We start from the raw sequence: 18217 nt of genomic DNA, 5'->3' as shown, positions 1-18217 counted from the left end.
AGCAATAGACGCTAGTGTAGCGGTTGCGAACGGTGTTAACAATATGGACCTCAAAAAATAAGGTAAAAACAGTCTTATATAAGAGACTGAGACTATCAAGGGTATCTTAAGTACAGCGCGTTTAGATAAGCAGATGGCGTCTCCACTATTGTGCGCCTCCCCCGATCTACATCAGGTTTTGACCTGTCCTAAAAATCCCTATATAGTCAGTCGTATCTGTGCGATTTCGCATAGATACACAAAGTGCAAAATGCGCATTTAAAATGAATAAAGTGGTTCGAATCCGAGCTACTTGTCAAGTGAGGCTCAACAATGTACGCGGTTATAAAAACCGGTGGAAAACAGTACAAGGTCGCTGCCGGTGAAAAACTGAAAGTAGAACAGATACCGGCAGACATTGGCGCTGTAATCACGCTCAACCAAATACTTGCCGTAGGCGAGGGTGAATCGATTCAGTTCGGTACGCCGCTAGTGAGTGGAGCGTCTGTTAAGGCTACTATAGTAGCGCATAGCCGAAATACGAAGGTGAAGATTTTCAAGATGCGTCGCCGTAAGCATTATCAGAAGCATAGCGGACACCGCCAGAGTTATACTGAATTGCGCGTCGATGCAATAAACGCATAACATCCAAGGAGCGACGATGGCACATAAAAAAGCGGGTGGTTCTTCTAGGAACGGCCGCGATTCCGAAAGCAAGCGTCTCGGCGTCAAGGTATTCGGTGGCCAGACAATCAATGCCGGTAGTATTATCGTGCGTCAGCGTGGAACGCGAATGCACGCCGGAAACAATGTTGGGATCGGAAAAGATCATACGCTGTTCGCTTTAACCAATGGCTATGTTTGCTTTGCAGTAAAGGGTGCGGAAAAAAAGCACATGGTTAGTGTAGTCCCGGCCACTTGATGACTTAATAGCCGCTACGCAAACCAGCTGCATATATATCTGGCATCTTTCCAAATGCGCCAGGTAACATCGCCTAAAGCAAGGCTATCAGTATGGTATATAAGAGCGCTAAGCAAAAGGCCTCGCAATCCGCGAGGCCTTTTGCTTAGCGCTGATAAGAAAAGTTTTGTGCCAAAAAATCACCGAGGCGGTACAGTCCGCCAACCGTGCGCCAGTGTAGTGAACAGTGCAAGCAAAACGGGGTCATTTAAATGAAGTTCATCGACGAAGCGAATATTAATGTTATCGCTGGTGACGGAGGAGATGGCAGTGCATCTATGCGCCGCGAAAAATTTATTCCATTTGGTGGGCCAGATGGAGGTGATGGCGGCCACGGCGGAAACGTTTATGCTGTCGCAGATCGCAATATTAATACGCTAATTGATTACCACTATACAAAAAAGTATCAAGCACGTAACGGAAAAGATGGGCGAGGTTCAGACTGCTACGGCAAAAAAGGCGACAATATCACATTACGGATGCCGGTTGGGACAGTAATTACAGACATAGATACTAATGAGGTAATTGCCGACCTAACTAAGCATAATCAACGCATGCTGCTTGCTAAAGGTGCTGTCGGTGGACTTGGAAACCTACACTTTAAGTCTAGCACGAACCGGGCGCCTCGGAAAAAAACCGAAGGTAAACTAGGCGAGCGCCGCATACTCAAGCTCGAATTGAAGGTGCTGGCAGATGTCGGTTTGCTAGGAATGCCTAATGCAGGAAAATCAACTTTTATTACGGCAGTATCAAACGCAAAACCGAAAATTGCCAACTATCCATTTACCACTCTTGCACCAAATCTTGGTGTAGTACGGATTGGACCCGAGAAAAGCTTTGTAGTAGCTGATCTTCCGGGCTTGATTGGAGGTGCTGCCGAAGGTGCTGGATTAGGGCACCAGTTCCTCCGGCATCTGCAGCGTAGTGGAATACTATTACATATAGTAGATCTTATTCCATTCGATGACGGTGTTGATCCAGTTATGGAAGCGAGCGCGATTGTTAACGAACTACGAAAGTATGATGAGGCACTTTATCGCAAGCCTAGGTGGCTTGTATTAAATAAGATTGACATGAGTCCAAAAAACGAGCGCGAGGCGCGCGTGACTGATTTCGTGGAGCGATTCGGTTGGCATGGACCGATGTTTCAGGTCTCAGCACTTACTGGCCTAGGCTGCAAAAATCTGTGTTATGCGGTCTACGCTTACTTACTTAAGACTGGGCTGGCGGAGCGTGGCGCAGCATGATGCGTTGATAATGCAGACTTAGCAGTCGACGTACAGTCCCAGGATAACGCAGCAGTATGTTGTAGTAGCGAGATACTACTCAAGATCGACGCGCGTCGACTACCGTCAGCGCGAAAAACGGTATTATATGGAAATATAAGGACAGCAGAATTATGCGTTCGATCGTTACTAGTGCACAACGGTTGGTTGTGAAAGTAGGCTCGAGTTTGGTAACCAATAACGGGCGTGGACTAGATCATGATGCGATCGGACGATGGGCTGCACAAATCGCTGCATTGCGGCAGCAGAAAAAAGAAGTAGTGCTGGTTAGCTCTGGTGCAATTGCGGAGGGTATGCAGAGACTAGGCTGGAGCCAGCGTCCGCGCGAGATTGCCGAGCTGCAGGCTGCGGCCGCAGTCGGCCAAATGGGATTAGTACAGGTTTATGAAAGCCAATTTTCGGAGTATTCAATTCGAACAGCGCAGATCCTGCTTACACACGCTGACCTTATTGATCGAGAGCGTTACCTGAATGCAAGCTCAACGCTGCTTACGCTACTCAGGCTTGGTGTAGTACCGATTGTCAATGAGAATGACACTGTCGCTACAGATGAGATTAAGTTTAGTGACAACGATACATTAGGCGCATTGGTAGCAAATCTAATCGAAGGGGATGTTCTAGTAATCCTAACTGACCAGTGTGGTTTATATACAGCCGATCCGCGCAGGGATCCTGCTGCGATGCTAGTGCAAGAGGCCGATGCCGGCAATCCAGCGTTGGAGAGAATGGCTGGTGGCGCCGGCACAAGCCTCGGCCGAGGAGGAATGCTGACTAAGGTCCTAGCTGCTAAACGTGCTGCACATATCGGCATAGATACAGTTATCGCCAACGGGCGGGAGCCAGATGTATTAATCCGGCTTGCTGGAGGAGAACTAATCGGCACACAACTTATTGCGCTGCGCGCACACAACAGCGCGGGCACGCAGCGGATGTAGGATACCACCTACAAAGTGGCTATGTCCTGATGAGTCCGAACACGGTTGAGAAGCTGACTTGCGACAGCAAGAGTCTATTATCAATAAGTGTCGTCGATGTTCAAGATATTTTTCGAGGTGGAGATGAGTGCATGTTTCGACGAGGAAGGCTGTGAAGAGATACGTAGATGAATAATCTATATCAGCGTTGCTGCGCTGATATCTAGGTTCAGAGATTAAGTAGATTCTTAATTATATGCTTGAGCCAGCACTAATCTACCGGGACAACGTAATGATACTGAGCATTAGAAAAGTGCCTGTAGGCATCCTACAGAACTGCAATATATAAACTCGGGTTAGGCTATTTTAAGAGAAGCCTGCATTACTACTCAGTTTATCTATTTATAGCAGATGTAATAAATACTCTAGACAATCGAAAGATCTTGATCTTCGAATAGTTGAAGTTGATCTTGGTATGACGTGGCCCGGCAAGCATGTAGTGAGCATACACTCGAGGTATGCTCTGTTTGCTGTGCCGTGGTTTCATAAATTTCTACTCTGTCAGCATCTCAGTATAGCTGTATAGCTGTACGACATCGTCTGTGTCTTCCGAAGAGAGACGGTTGTATATATAGCTCGACGTAGGTGTAATGGATAATCAAGTGTGACTGCTATAGCATGTTTCAGGAAAGATTCTCAGAAAAAAATGCTACACTAACCTGTGAAGATAAAACGTGGATCTCCAGACTACATCATTCAACAGTTTCTGAAAATAGTGATCTGCGGGCAAGAAAGCTAATGCACTAATCATATTAGTGGCTTGGCGCTAGCCTCGGTGTCTAAATATACCGTATCAATTGATACGGTTGCCACGTTTATATGTGGTATTGGCTGCTGGCCGCTCTGTTGCGATGCAGAACGTTCATAGCGTCCAGGTTTCCTTCGCATGAAGTGATAAAGCTCAGTTAGGGCCATTTGATATACATCTCTTTTGAACTCGATAACGGCGTCTAGCGGAACCCAGTAACTGTTCCAGCGCCACGCGTCAAATTCCGGATAATCGGTTGCGCGTAAGCAGATGTCACAGTCCCGTCCGATCATACGCAATAAAAACCAGAGCTGTTTCTGTCCACGATAGTGACTGCGGACCTCGCGCTTTATATACTTGTTGGGAACCTCGTAACGCAACCAGTTACGTGTGCGACCGATGACTTTGATATGCTCGGGTCTTAAACCAGTTTCTTCGTGTAATTCTCGAAACATCGCTTGTAGAGGTGTCTCGCCATATTTGATGCCGCCTTGCGGAAACTGCCAGGACTGCTCACGCAGTCGCTTACCCCAAAAAACCTCGTTTCGCGCGTTTAAGAGGAGAATGCCGATGTTCGGGCGAAAGCCTTCACGATCCAGCATACAATCACCTTCGAATCCTTTAAAATTATTTTTATTATAAACAGTTAATGGGCGCCGTGCGGACCCGGCTAGAGTGAGGTATGCCGGTGCCCTCGTTTTGGAACCACTTGAGAATGAAAGCTTCACGTTTTTTCATCGGCACGTTAAAGGAAGTGCCAGCCGATGCTGAAATCGTTAGTCACCAGCTAATGATTAGAGCGGGAATGATTCGCCGAGTCGCCGGCGGTATCTACAACTATATGCCAATTGGGTTGCGCTCGATCCGCAAAATAGAGGCGATCGTACGCGAAGAGATGAACCGAGCCGGAGCGATTGAGCTATTAATGCCAGCGGTGCAACCAGCTCAGTTATGGAAGGAATCCGGTCGCTGGAATCAATATGGCCCAGAACTGCTACGCTTGCAAGACCGCCACAACCGTGACTTTGTTGTCGGACCAACTCATGAAGAAGTAGTTACCGATATCGCGCGAAAGGAAATTAAGAGCTACCGCCAGATGCCTGTGAATTTTTACCAGGTACAGACTAAGTTCCGCGACGAAATCCGCCCTAGGTTCGGGGTGATACGGGGGCGCGAGTTCATTATGAAGGATGCGTATTCGTTCGATCGCGATTATGCCGGATTGCAGTTGTCGTACCAGAAAATGTACGATGCGTACGTTAAGATTTTCACTCGCTTGAAGCTGAAGTTTCGTGCGGTGTCAGCTGATAACGGATCGATTGGTGGCACAGAGTCACACGAATTTCATGTGACCGCCGCAACTGGCGAAGATGCGATCGCGTATTGTCCTAGTTCAAACTATGCGGCCAATATTGAGGCAGCTGAAGCCTTATCATTAATCGCATCTCGCGCGTCACCGAGTGAGCCGCTGATAAAGAAGATCACACCAGGTAAAGTGAAATGCGAGCAAGTAGCTGATTATCTAGGTATTGGGTTAGAGCGTACGATTAAGTCGATTGTGTTAGCAGTAGATAACGAAAGCGCTGACCCGACGATTTGGCTTCTGCTATTACGTGGTGACCATGAATTGAACGAAATTAAGGCTAGCAAAGTGTTGGGGCAGGCTCGCTATCGGTTTGCTACTGAGCAGGAAATCATAGATTGGCTCGGCGCGCCGACTGGCTATTTAGGGCCGTTGAACATGCGCAAGCCGGTAAGAGTAGTTGCAGACTACACTGTAGCGAATATGAGCGATTTCGTCGTAGGTTCGAATGAGGTGGACCACCATACCACGGGTGTTAACTGGGGCCGAGACTTGCCTTCGCCAGAAGTAGCAGACTTGCGCAACGTGAGAAAAGGTGATCCATCACCGGATGGCTGCGGCAAGCTAGAACTGTGCCGTGGCATTGAGGTTGGGCATGTGTTTCAGCTAAGTACGAAGTACTCAAAATCCATGGGCGCGATGTTTCTAGACGAGCATGGCAAATCAGCACCGATAACGATGGGGTGCTATGGAATTGGCATCACACGAATTCTAGGTGCAGCAATCGAACAGAATTCCGATGAACGTGGAATTATCTGGCCAGAGGTTATTGCGCCATTTCATTTGGTGCTCTGCCCCATGGACTATCAGCGCAGCAACGCAGTGCGCAAGCAGGCGGATAAGCTCTATCATGAGCTACTTAACGCGGGTGTTGACGTAATCTTGGATGACCGTGGTGAGCGGCCTGGTGTCATGTTTTCGGATTGGGAGTTAATTGGCGTACCACACCGTCTCGTGATCAGTGATCGTGGTCTCAAGGAGGGTAAAATCGAGTATCAAAGCCGCCGTGATGTGACGCAACCACTGTTGCCGCTTGAACAGGCGACAACATGGGTTGTCGATAGAGTGTGTGCAGCACTGGCGCACTGAAGGACCACAGCCGTGCAATACACATTCCTGTCCGCAACAGTCCTACTGATCCTAATTACGGATCCGCTGGGTAATATCCCATTATTTATTAATGTATTACGAAATGTCGCTGAGGAGAGGCGACCAAGAGTGATTCTGCGTGAGGTAGCCATCGCGTTTATTATACTGCTGGTATTCATGCTAGCCGGACATGCGTTCTTGCACATGATGCATTTGACAGATTTATCGTTGCGACTAGCGGGGGGGATCGTACTATTTTTAATTGCGCTTCGGATGATTTTTCCACACGCGGAAGGTCCATTGGGTGGCGAGTCGCTCGGTGAACCGCTAATCGTTCCACTTGCTATTCCTGCGCTGGCAGGACCATCAGCCATTACAACCGTTATGCTGTTGACATCTCAGGCGCCAGGCAAGATGCTGAAATGGATTGGTGCGTTAACGGTGACGATGATCGTGTGTGCGCTCGTTCTTCTGCTAGCCGATAAGATTCAGCGATGGGTCGGCACACGTGCTGTTGCCGCCTTTGAGAGGTTAATGGGGCTCGTATTCGTCGGAATTGCAGTAGAGATGATTCTCGAGGGTATCCGGATTTTTATGCGACAGTGTTGAGATTTGCAATCTCAAAGTAAAAAAGCAAAGCCGAACAGTAGCCTACACTGGGTATTCAGGCGTTGCCTTTCAGGCAAGAAGGCGTAATCAGGTTACGCCAATACCCTTTAGTCTTTATTACACAGCCAAATATATACTAATTTAAAATTAGGACACCACGGGAATCTAAGTGTATTTTTTTATCTTCACAATAATTCTATCTTCTCGCGCAGCGATCCATACTAAAGCCACTAGATCTTTTTTCAGCGAGCCGTTTCGGGATGACTGCTAGCTGTTTTCCTTGAGCTGCAATCTCGTTGAGCACTAGTGCGTACGGTTTTGACTCATTCTTGCTAGAGCCGCGGGCTGCTGCACATTATGTGCCACACATTGTGTTGTGATATCGCCAAAACTACAGCTATTGCCCATAACAGAAATAACAGAAATCCTAGACGAGAACTTATCATGTATTACCCCCCGAATTGTCGATTGCTATCAATAAAATTTAGTCCGCCACGTCGGCGGACAACACGATCTTCTCTGTGATGTAGACAATGTCTAGAAACTTCCTCGCGGTTTTTTGTATTTTAGTAGGAATATACTAGCATGCTTACAACGCAGAAGATGCCACGAGTGCCGGAGAGAAAATTCGAGATAGCCGCCGCCGGGCGGCTCAATTCAACGGGGGCCGGGTAGCACACTTTTTATGCTGTGTATTATATTCTGTAGACTGCTGCCTTTTATTTTCTTCATTATGCTGCGCATATGTTCAAACTGGTTTAGCATCCGGTTTACCTCCTGTACCTGTACGCCGGCTCCAGTCGCGATACGTCGCTTGCGCTTTGCTTTAATCAGATCCGGCTTAGCGCGCTCAGATGGTGTCATCGAATTTATGATCCCTTCCATGCGATAGATTTGTTTTTCGGCTTGAGGTATATTAGCACCACTAGAAGCCTGATGAAATTGTGCCGGAAGCTTGTCTATGAGTGCTGATAAGCCGCCTATTTTCTTCATTTGTGATAGTTGGGCGCGCAGGTCATTTAGATCAAAAGCGCCGCCTTTTTTAACCTTCTCGGCAAGCTTCTCCGCGGTTAGTATATCCATACTACGCTGCGCCTCTTCAACTAGCGCAAGGATATCCCCCATACCTAGGATCCGGTTGGCCATTCGTTCCGGGTAGAAGATCTCTAAACCGTCTAGCTTTTCGCCAATGCCAACGAACTTAATAGGCCGACCTGTTACATAGTGAACGGATAGCGACGCACCGCCGCGCGAATCGCCATCAAGCTTAGTGAGCACGATTCCAGTGAGCGGTAGTGCATCACTGAAAGTCTTTGCGATATTAACTGCATCTTGTCCAAGCATGGCATCAACGACGAACAGTGTCTCGGCCGGTCTGAGCTGCGCGTGCAACCCAGCAATTTCCTTCATCATTTTATCATCAATACTAAACCGTCCAGCTGTATCCACGATCAATACATCGTGATAGTGGCGCTTAGCCCAATCTAATGCAGCCCGAGAAATATCCAGCGGATTTTGGTTCGGTTGGGATGAAAAGAAATCTGCACCAGTCTGCTCGGTGACGCTTTTAAGTTGTGCGATTGCCGCGGGTCGATACACATCACAGGATACGGTCAGAACTTTCTTTTTCTGTTTCTCGCGCAGGAGTTTGGCTAACTTGCCGACCGTAGTGGTTTTGCCAGCGCCCTGTAGACCTACCATTAAAATTACGGCCGGTGGTGTAACTGCTAAGTTCAACTCGGCCGCCCTGCTATTGCGGCCGCCACCGATCACTAAGGTTAATTCTTTTTGAACGATATCGACTAGAGCCTGCCCGGGCGTCAAGCTACTGATTACTTTCGCGCCAAGTGCTTTTTCCTGGACCTTAGCGATAAATTCGCGAACTACGGGAAGCGCGACGTCTGCCTCGAGCAGTGCCAAACGCACTTCACGCAGTATTTCTTGCGTGTTGGCCTCGGTGAGCCGTGCTTCACCGCGTAGCGTCTTCATGACGCGTGTCATACGTTGTGTAAGATTATCGAGCATGAAAGTTTTGTGCGGTTCGCTGTACGCGGACACGAGTATGATCGAATGGTGCCCGCTCGATCTTAAAACACATATGAAATCTGCGAAATCTAGAACAGCTGACAGCGGATACTACTATAAAATGATGACTATCTGCATAGTACAGCATTTTTTATTGTACTTTTATATGGTGCTTTTAGCATAGCTACTTAGCAAGTATATCAGCATGTGTATAATCTGCAAAGCATTCTGTTACCAGTGTCACTGGTAACTGCATTGTCTCAGACAAACGTGTGATGTTATTTACCAATCTAGTGCTGCATATGACAGTTTCGTAGCTAACACAATGATGTGTTGGTCTTTATCTTCGAATGATCATTAATGATGTGGTCCGGGTGCGGGTGTTTTCTGGGCTAAGCGTTTTCCTGATGGGATGCGATTTCTCTTGGTGCCGATTGCCTGTGTGGTTCTACATACGATGAACAAATTATACATAGAGCGCAATGCAAGTAGTGCTGCAAGTCTCGCACATGTGGCAGACCACTATGCGCTGCAACAGCACTTCTAAAATAGACCACGCTCATGATGTTCCACTAGTAATAGTGCTGTATATGATCTATGACATAAACTTGAGCGCGTTTTTGTAACCTAGCTTAACGGTCTAGACAATGAGTTGCTCGATAAAACATATGTTGCTCATCAGTGGCAGTATTGGTATGAAGAAGCTTGAAATGTTCGAGCGAAATAGAATTTTTTCAGCGCTAATAGTGCTTAGCGGAACATCGAACTAACTCGATAATTGGTTACGCACAGGTGGTTCTAGCCCATGCTATTCGGCAACACCGCAAGCGCATGCAAGGCGGCGATTACTAACAACCTATATGCAACACTAATCAACACGAAGTAGACCCTGAACAATGAGTTCACCACATACGTTAGCAGTATGTGCATTCTGTGCGCGCAGTACCAATAAGAATCGGGGCAGTGGTTGGTAGGGGGGGCTATCTTTTGTTTCACCGACCACGCTCCTTACTACGAATCAGGGCTAGCTGAAAACAATGACGCAGCGCCGACGCGCTTAAATTGTGTATAGCTCACCCCTGCCAGTCTGGCGCAGACTAGATTGGTGATGACGGTGATACGGCGCCAGAGCCACTGTATCAATATGCTGGATAGTCTCCGTCTGCCTAGCATATTTGCTGTGCGAATCTTAGTGTGAGTGCCACAGTGGTCAAGCAAATACTGGTGATATCCTAAAAATCAGTTTCTGACGGGAAGGTTTGATAGTACCGCGATGTCGGGATGGTTTATCAACCAACTGGATTACAAGTTGCACTCTTGTATGTATAACTGCGTGAGATGTAGCATCTCGTGTTTTAATCTGCATCGTATAACAGGACTTAGATAAGTATACCTGTGAGCCTTAGTACAAGACGCTAAGGCAATTGTGCGCCGCACTGTTTAGGTGCTGTCCAATTACTGTTATGGCCGACCATGAAGACATCGCCCTAGGTTGAAAGACTGATCCAGGGCCGCATTTGAACGGGAATCGGCTATGAATGCAGCTAGCGCTGCTAGCGACAGTTTTTTCTTATTTACACTGAACGTGCTGTACGCGGATTTATGCTGTACCGCTTGGAGACGTTTAGTATCTCTGCATATTCTTCATAGCGGGCAGCTAGCTGCTGATAGCACATGCTAAGAAGTCAAGTCTCTAGATGAAAATTTATTCGTAGGATCTTAAATAAATCTACCCTGAATTGGGTGTATATATGCAAAGTAAAAATACTAGATATTGTTGCTCTGTGCATAGTATTTTGCCAATACGTCGTTATCAGGCCCTGCTTATTTTAAGAACGAAAATTCACCGCAGCATGAAATAAAAGATCAGGAGTTTTGCCCATGCAAACCACCGAGAATGTTACGTCTCAATATCCCAGTGCTGCAGCCTGTGTGCCACATGTCGGTGGCGTTGCTCATAGCACATGCGTATTGATACCGCAGGCGATGCTTACCGACTACAAGATCATTCGTCGAAACGGGAGTGTAGTGTCGTTTGAGCCGTCAAAGATCGCCATTGCACTGACTAAGGCTTTTCTCGCCATTAATGGCGGTCAGGGTGCCGCATCAGCGCGCATGCGCGAATTAGTGGATCGGCTAACGCAGGCGATCGTGTACGCGCTCGTGCGTAGTCGACCGAATAGCGGTACTTTTCATATTGAAGATATTCAAGACCAGGTCGAACTCGCTTTAATGCGGGCTGGTGAGCATAATACTGCGCGCGCTTACGTGCTGTATCGCGAGAAACGCGCTGTAGAACGCGGGAATGCATCAGTACAAAAACCAGCGAAAAGCGAGTTAAATGTCAACGAAGATGGTATCGTAAGGCCACTGAATCTTGCTGCATTGTGCAGGGTGATTGCATCCGCCTGTGATGAGTGCGGTGAGTCGGTGAGCGCGGAACCGATCATCGCCGAAACACTCAAGAATCTCTACGATGGCGTGCCACTGTCGCAGGTCTACAACTCAGCAATCCTCGCTGCGCGCATAATGATTGAGAAAGAGCCGGCCTATAACCGGGTTACCGCTCGCCTTCTACTGCATACGATGCGTCATGAGATCTTTGGCGAAGAGGTACTGCAGTCCGAAATGGAAAACCGGTATGCAGAGTATTTCCCTCAGTTCTTAGAGCGAGGTGTCGAAGCCGGGTTGCTCGATGAAAAGTTACTTCAATTCGACTTAAAGAAACTAGGAAACGCACTGGATGCCTCGCGTGATCTGAAATTCGGCTATCTCGGTCTACAGACACTGTATGACCGTTATTTCCTGCATATAGACGAGCGGCGCATTGAAATGCCTCAGGCGTTCTTTATGCGGGTGGCGATGGGGCTTGCACTAAACGAAATTGACCGTGAAGCGTGGGCAATCGAGTTCTACAATATATTATCGACGTTCGACTTTATGAGCTCAACACCAACGCTGTTTAACTCCGGCACGCGCCGAACGCAACTGTCGTCCTGCTACTTAACGACAGTAGCAGACGATCTGGACGGCATCTATGAGGCACTAAAGGAAAACGCACTATTGTCGAAGTTCGCTGGCGGCCTTGGCAACGACTGGACCCGCGTGCGTGCGCTTGGCTCGCATATTAAAGGCACTAACGGCAAGTCGCAAGGCGTAGTTCCCTTTCTGAAGGTTGTTAACGATACAGCGGTTGCGGTCAATCAAGGTGGAAAACGCAAGGGCGCCGTGTGTGCATATCTTGAGGCTTGGCATCTGGACATCGAGGAGTTTCTCGAACTGCGCAAGAATACCGGTGATGATCGTCGTCGGACGCACGACATGAATACAGCAAACTGGATACCAGATTTATTTATGAAGCGGGTGATTGAAGGAGGCGACTGGACCCTCTTCTCGCCGTCAACTTGCCCGGACTTGCATGATAAGTTCGGCGATGAATTTGAGCGGGCATATGTCGCATACGAAGCGAAGGCTACACGTGGAGAACTCAAGCCATTTAAGAGGATTCCAGCTGCGCAACTGTGGCGCAAGATGCTCGGGATGCTGTTCGAGACCGGTCACCCATGGATTACATTCAAAGATCCGTGTAACATACGCTCACAGCAGCAGCACGTGGGTGTCGTACATTCGTCGAATTTGTGCACCGAAATCACGTTAAATACGAGTGATAACGAGATTGCAGTCTGCAACTTAGGCTCAGTCAATCTTGTCGCGCATATGAAGCAAGGCAGAGACGGCCGTCATATGCTGGATCATGATAAGCTCAAACGCACTATCGGCATCGCAATGCGTATGCTCGATAATGTGATCGATATCAACTATTATGCGATTGCTAAAGCGCGCAACTCGAATCTAAAGCATCGGCCGGTCGGCATAGGTATCATGGGGTTTCAGGATTGCCTTCACCTTCGGCGTACGCCATATGCATCACAACAGGCAGTAGAGTTCGCAGACCGCTCGATGGAAGCCGTTTGCTACTACGCGTACTGGGCGTCTATTGATCTAGCGAGCGAGCGTGGTCAGTACCCATCGTACCGCGGCTCACTATGGGATCAAGGAATATTGCCGCAGGACACGCTGACTCTGCTTGCCGGCTCGCGTGGCGGGTATGTTGAGGTTGATTCGTCTGAGTCAATGGATTGGAACGCGCTGCGTGAGCGCATCGCTACATACGGCATGCGTAACTCCAACTGTGTTGCGATCGCACCGACCGCAACAATCTCTAACATTATTGGCGTATCTGCGTGCATTGAGCCAACTTTTCAGAATCTGTATGTAAAATCGAATCTGTCAGGAGAATTTACAGTCGTTAATGAATACCTAGTACATGATCTGAAAGCGCTCGGTCTCTGGGATGAGGTCATGGTAGCTGATTTAAAGTATTTTGATGGATCACTGGCGCGTATTGATCGTATTCCAGCTGATCTTCGCGAAATATATGCAACTGCGTTTGAAGTAGATCCGCAGTGGCTTGTAGAGGCAGCATCGCGGCGGCAGAAGTGGATTGACCAAGCACAGTCGCTAAATATCTACATGGCCGGTGCATCTGGCAAGAAACTGGATGCAATCTACAAGCTCGCCTGGTTACGCGGGTTAAAAACGACGTACTATTTGCGTACGATCGCTGCAACGCACGTCGAGAAGTCTACGGTTGCGCATGGCGCGCTTAATGCGGTGCCATCCAGCAGCTGTGGAGTAGGTGTGACACACGGTAGAAGTGATATATCGGTTAACTCGATGGCGCATAACGCTGGTGTATATAACCCTCCCCATGCGAAACCACAAAATGAGATCGCGGGGTCAGTATGCGCGCTGCGTCTTAACGATTCGGGATTCGATGAGTGCGAAGCATGCCAATAATGTTTTGATAGAGGCGCACTTGTTATGTAGATCGATGTTCGGTAATGCGAAAGCCTCAACAATGACATCGATTAAAATGTTATAAAAGATATCGATGTGCGATCTAAAAAAGCTTTCGGATGAAAAAACGCTTTTTTGATCTCTGGCATAAAGATAGTATAAACTGATGTAGATTGACGGCGATATTTATGCTCAACTGGGATGACAAGATCACTGCTGTAACCCACCCAAACGTTCGGCAACCGATAGTACAAGAAAAAACGGCGACTAGAGATCCGGCAGAATCTGTCGAGTATGCGGCACAAACTCCTCATACACCTGATCCGATAGAACAAGATATCTTCATGAGTGATGTGGATTTCGCGCCGAGACAGCAACCAAGCGTATTGCTAGATCTTTCGCCGGTAATGCGTGTAAACGCAGCAGACAAGCGGATTATTAATGGAAAGACCGACGTAAATCAGCTCGTGCCATTTAAGTACAAATGGGCGTGGGAGAAATATCTTGCTGGCTGTTCGAATCACTGGATGCCACAGGAAATCGACATGTCGCGCGACATCGCGCTCTGGAAGAATCCAAATGGGTTAACCAATGATGAGCGCCGCATTGTCAAGCGTAATTTAGGTTTCTTCGTTACGGCCGATTCGTTAGCAGCAAATAATATTGTTCTTGGAACATATCGCCACATCACCGCACCAGAATGCCGTCAGTTCCTACTTCGCCAAGCCTTCGAGGAAGCAATTCATACGCATGCTTATCAATATATTGTTGAGTCTCTCGGCTTGGATGAGGGCGAGATCTTTAATGCGTATCACGAAGTATCATCAATTCGCGCAAAAGACGAATTTTTGATCCCGTTCATTCATACGCTGACTGATCCATCATTTAAGACAGGAGCGCTCGATGTAGACCAGCGGCTATTAAAGTCGCTAATCATTTTCGCGTGCGTTATGGAGGGACTTTTCTTCTACGTAGGATTTGCACAAATATTAGCACTAGGGCGGCAGAATAAGATGACTGGTGCCGCTGAGCAGTACCAATATATCCTGCGTGATGAGTCGTTACACTGCAACTTTGGTATCGACCTGATCAACCAGATCAAGCTTGAGAATCCACATTTATGGACTATCGAATTCCGCGAGGAGATTCTCGACTTATTTAAGCATGCAGTCGAATTAGAGTATCGATATGCAGAAGACACGATGCCGCGCGGTGTTTTAGGCTTAAACGCTAACATGTTTAGAGGTTATCTGAGATTCATTTGTAATCGTCGCTGTCAGCAAATTGGATTAGAGTGGTTATTTCCAAATGAAGAGAATCCATTTCCATGGATGAGTGAGATGATCGACCTAAAAAAAGAGCGCAACTTTTTCGAAACACGAGTAATTGAATATCAAGCAGGCGGTGCCTTGAATTGGGAATAACATACACCAAATGTATAATCCCGGATTTCGGTAATTGCACATATCGAATAAGTTTTAAAGAAACACCACTCAAACAACGTATGCCTATCTATTTAGATAGGCAGCTAACGACGAGCATATTGTGCAAACTCTGTAGTTAAATAGGTGCGTCGTCACCCTACCAAAAAATCTTCCGGCCGTGCGTCATTTTTGGATGTATGCAGTTGCTAGATCACCTCTATATAGATTCACTAGCGCAATAAACAAAATATTAGCAAATATGCCGAAAATCATCTTCCGCACAGCAGCTTTGTTGAAAAATGTGTTGCTAGAGTGTGTTCTGACGGAAGGCTACTTACTAGCCTAATCTAAATCTTAAGGAGAATAAATAGTGACTGCGAAGAAGAAACCAGCAGCAAAGAAAGTTATATCCAATAAATTATCGCCTGCTAAGAAAGTGCCCGCTATCCCTACCACTGCGCAGACTAATACAGCAAAGACTGCATTAAATCCCGATTCGGCCTGGCCGTTTCCGACTAACAGTCGTTCTTAATTCACATCATCAAGATAGCTGATTAGCTGATGCATTGTAGATATGCCTGCTACACGATGCACTGTATACAGCAATATAGTATCTCAAATCAGGTCAGGTGAAGGTCTGGTACGGGATACTTTCCGATCTACTATCGAATAATATCTTCCTCGAATAGAAGCAAAACGCTAAACCACCAGCATGCAATATTCGGCCGGCAATTTCTTTTGATTAGTAAAAGAGTAGGCGCATTAATATTGAGCAGAAACTATTTTGGACGGAGTTGCAACCTCCCCTGATCTAACTGTTTATATGTATTAATTATACGCTTATCATAGTTTTTATTACTATAGTCTGTTATATGCAAAGTATAAATATAAACTAATCTCAAAAACGTATGGTACGTTATCCCCGAAGAGGTCGATAGAGAACATCCTCAGGATACATAACCCATCGTTGTTTTCTTTGGATCAAAACAAGCGATAACCGAATGCAGTTTCGAAGCGAGCGCCGATTTCGGTTCGATGTAATGGGTAGGTTTGTGGTCCTTGATATGCAATCTTTATTGAGCCCATTAAGCTTGCAAGGCGTCCGGTAGTAGCCCAATCTAACCCATTCTCAATTCCGTAGAGTAGACCACTGCGGAAAGCATCGCCACAACCGGTAGGTTCGGCAATGCGCTCTGCCGGCACAACCGGAATAACTTCGATGCTGTTGCGGTGATGAATTGTGGCGCCTTGAGCACCGAGCGTAATAATCAATGCATTAACGCGACTCGCGATATTCATTACTGACCATCCGGTCTTGTCACTCAATAGCTTTGCCTCGTATTCGTTAACTGCCACGTAGGTTGCAAGGTCAATCATTTGACACAGCTTAGCGCCATCTAGAATGGGCAGCCCTTGGCCTGGATCGAAGATAAACGGGATATTTGCTTGTGCAAATTGTTCCGCATGTTCGCACATACCTTGTTTACCATCTGGAGCTACAATACCGAGTGTGATACCCCGTGCATCGCTGACGCGGTTCAGGTGGCTAAATAGCATGGCGCCGGGATGGAACGCGGTGATTTGGTTGTTTTCCTTATCGGTCGTGATCATTGCCTGTGCTGTGTGAGTGTCCGGTAGCACACGTACATAATCACGGCGTATACCTAGTAAGTCTAATCGCTCTAGATAGCGCTGAGCGTCAATTTCGCCAAGCGTTGCCATAATCAGCGGTTCTCCGCCTAGTAATTTTAGGCTGTATGCAATATTTCCGGCACAGCCGCCAAATTCACGACGCATAGACGGAACGAGAAAGCTGATATTCAGGATATGCACTTGGTCGGGTAAGATGTGCTCTCGAAAGTGCCCTTCGAACGTCATAATATTGTCGTACGCGAGCGAACCGCAGATCAGCGTAGCCACAGGCGTGATTCCTTATGATGGGTTTAGTACCTAATCGCTCCCCCCGCTCCTATCATCTGCGTACACGTTGCGGGTTGAACCAGCCACTAGGTGCAGCAATACACGCGTGCTTGCACGGTCGGTATCGATCGGTTTTCCGTGCTAAATAATAGTAAGGAGTTCGTTGCAATACGGAAAGAGCTGCACCGTCATTCGGTTAATTTGGATGTCTGACACTCGTTCTACATTCGGCATATTGTGCCTCTATCAAGCACAGAAATAGTGCAAGTGGTGAAGCAAACAAGAGGTCTAGTCTTAATGTGATCAGTACACTTGTACTGTGGGGCATCGATGCCATGATCATATTCTCGATGCCTTGTGTCATGTAAAAACGCATCACTTTTGCGCAGGCGGGTATATCCTAGGCTTGGCAAATATTTAAGGTATGCAACTGCCAGCGAAATTATTAGTCTGATGTTCGAGAGGCTTTTCTCACACGTACGAATAGTTCAGCCTTTTATTAGGCAGCCAGCATTGTACTAGTGTAGCGATAACAATCGCGTTACCCTAGAGAGTAACTCGATTCACAATTTTCTTCTGCAAGAATAGCAGCAGATAATCTCTAGCCAAGTATTTGTAATCTGTTAAGTGAGAACAGCATATACTGCGCATTATGGATCACTAATTACTGACATAAGGATAGCTTGCTGCAGTAAGGTTTATTCGTCATTAGTCTGTCAATGCCGATTAACAGTGACATGTTACTGCTCAACTTTGCACTTTAGTGCATATAAACTGCAGTCATTTAAAGTGATGCGGTCATCTTGTCGTCGTTTTCCACTCAGCAATCTGCACAGTGAGCAACACAGTTAGTGTAAGCAAGGTAGGGTGACCTACCGGACATAGTATATAGCGCAAGTTACTGCTCCCGTTTCCATAATATAGAACTTGTTGTTGAGTGGTTTAGTACCGTTAGTTGGTAACTAAGGTTTGACGTGTC

The 18217-nt window shown here is 47.1% G+C and carries 9 protein-coding genes and 2 pseudogenes; 8 read left to right on the top strand and 3 right to left on the bottom strand.

The features are described from left to right. Positions 1–312 precede the first annotated feature (312 nt). The 4 genes and pseudogenes from rplU to proB form a co-directional block, all read left to right on the top strand. A complete protein-coding gene (gene rplU / locus GJV44_RS02130; protein WP_226806056.1) occupies positions 313–624 on the top strand; it encodes a 50S ribosomal protein L21 in 312 nt (103 codons plus the stop codon). A 16-nt stretch (positions 625–640) separates the two neighbouring features. Next, positions 641–901, top strand: a complete 261-nt coding sequence (rpmA, locus tag GJV44_RS02125) for a 50S ribosomal protein L27 (protein ID WP_226806054.1) — start codon at positions 641–643, stop codon at positions 899–901. A 251-nt stretch (positions 902–1152) separates the two neighbouring features. After that, positions 1153–2181: pseudogene (gene cgtA / locus GJV44_RS02120) on the top strand (Obg family GTPase CgtA); the annotation flags it as partial. 158 nt (positions 2182–2339) lie between these two features. Then, positions 2340–3310: pseudogene (gene proB / locus GJV44_RS02115) on the top strand (glutamate 5-kinase); the annotation flags it as partial. Between the two features lie 637 nt (positions 3311–3947). On the opposite strand, the gene GJV44_RS02110 reads toward proB, so the two are convergent. Beyond that, on the bottom strand, positions 3948–4550 hold the full coding sequence (locus tag GJV44_RS02110; protein WP_226806835.1) for an RNA pyrophosphohydrolase: 603 nt from the start codon (positions 4548–4550) through the stop codon (positions 3948–3950). Between the two features lie 113 nt (positions 4551–4663). On the opposite strand from GJV44_RS02110, the gene GJV44_RS02105 reads away from it, so the two are divergent. Both GJV44_RS02105 and GJV44_RS02100 read left to right on the top strand, forming a co-directional pair. After that, positions 4664–6400 carry a proline--tRNA ligase gene (locus GJV44_RS02105; protein ID WP_226806834.1) on the top strand — a complete coding sequence of 579 codons (1737 nt, stop codon included), beginning with the start codon at positions 4664–4666 and terminating at the stop codon, positions 6398–6400. 12 nt (positions 6401–6412) lie between these two features. Next, the gene (locus GJV44_RS02100) at positions 6413–7009 is read left to right on the top strand and encodes a MarC family protein (protein ID WP_226806833.1); all 597 of its coding nucleotides are present in this window, start codon (positions 6413–6415) and stop codon (positions 7007–7009) included. Between the two features lie 657 nt (positions 7010–7666). Here the strand turns inward: GJV44_RS02100 and ffh are convergent. Further along, on the bottom strand, positions 7667–9034 hold the full coding sequence (gene ffh / locus GJV44_RS02095; RefSeq protein WP_226806832.1) for a signal recognition particle protein: 1368 nt from the start codon (positions 9032–9034) through the stop codon (positions 7667–7669). Positions 9035–10915: 1881 nt separating this feature from the next. Here ffh and GJV44_RS02090 point away from each other — a divergent pair. Continuing rightward, entirely contained in the window at positions 10916–13894 is a 2979-nt protein-coding gene (locus GJV44_RS02090; RefSeq protein WP_226806831.1) for a ribonucleoside-diphosphate reductase subunit alpha, read from the top strand. A 188-nt stretch (positions 13895–14082) separates the two neighbouring features. After that, the gene (locus tag GJV44_RS02085) at positions 14083–15318 is read left to right on the top strand and encodes a ribonucleotide-diphosphate reductase subunit beta (RefSeq protein WP_226806830.1); all 1236 of its coding nucleotides are present in this window, start codon (positions 14083–14085) and stop codon (positions 15316–15318) included. Between the two features lie 981 nt (positions 15319–16299). On the opposite strand, the gene GJV44_RS02080 is transcribed toward GJV44_RS02085, so the two are convergent. After that, entirely contained in the window at positions 16300–17238 is a 939-nt protein-coding gene (locus tag GJV44_RS02080; protein ID WP_226806829.1) for a carbohydrate kinase family protein, read from the bottom strand. Positions 17239–18217: the final 979 nt, after the last annotated feature.

It is taken from the genome of Candidatus Vallotiella adelgis, from assembly GCF_020541305.1.
Lineage (GTDB): Bacteria > Pseudomonadota > Gammaproteobacteria > Burkholderiales > Burkholderiaceae > Mycetohabitans > Mycetohabitans adelgis.
This window is presented reverse-complemented; position numbering and strand designations above follow the sequence as displayed.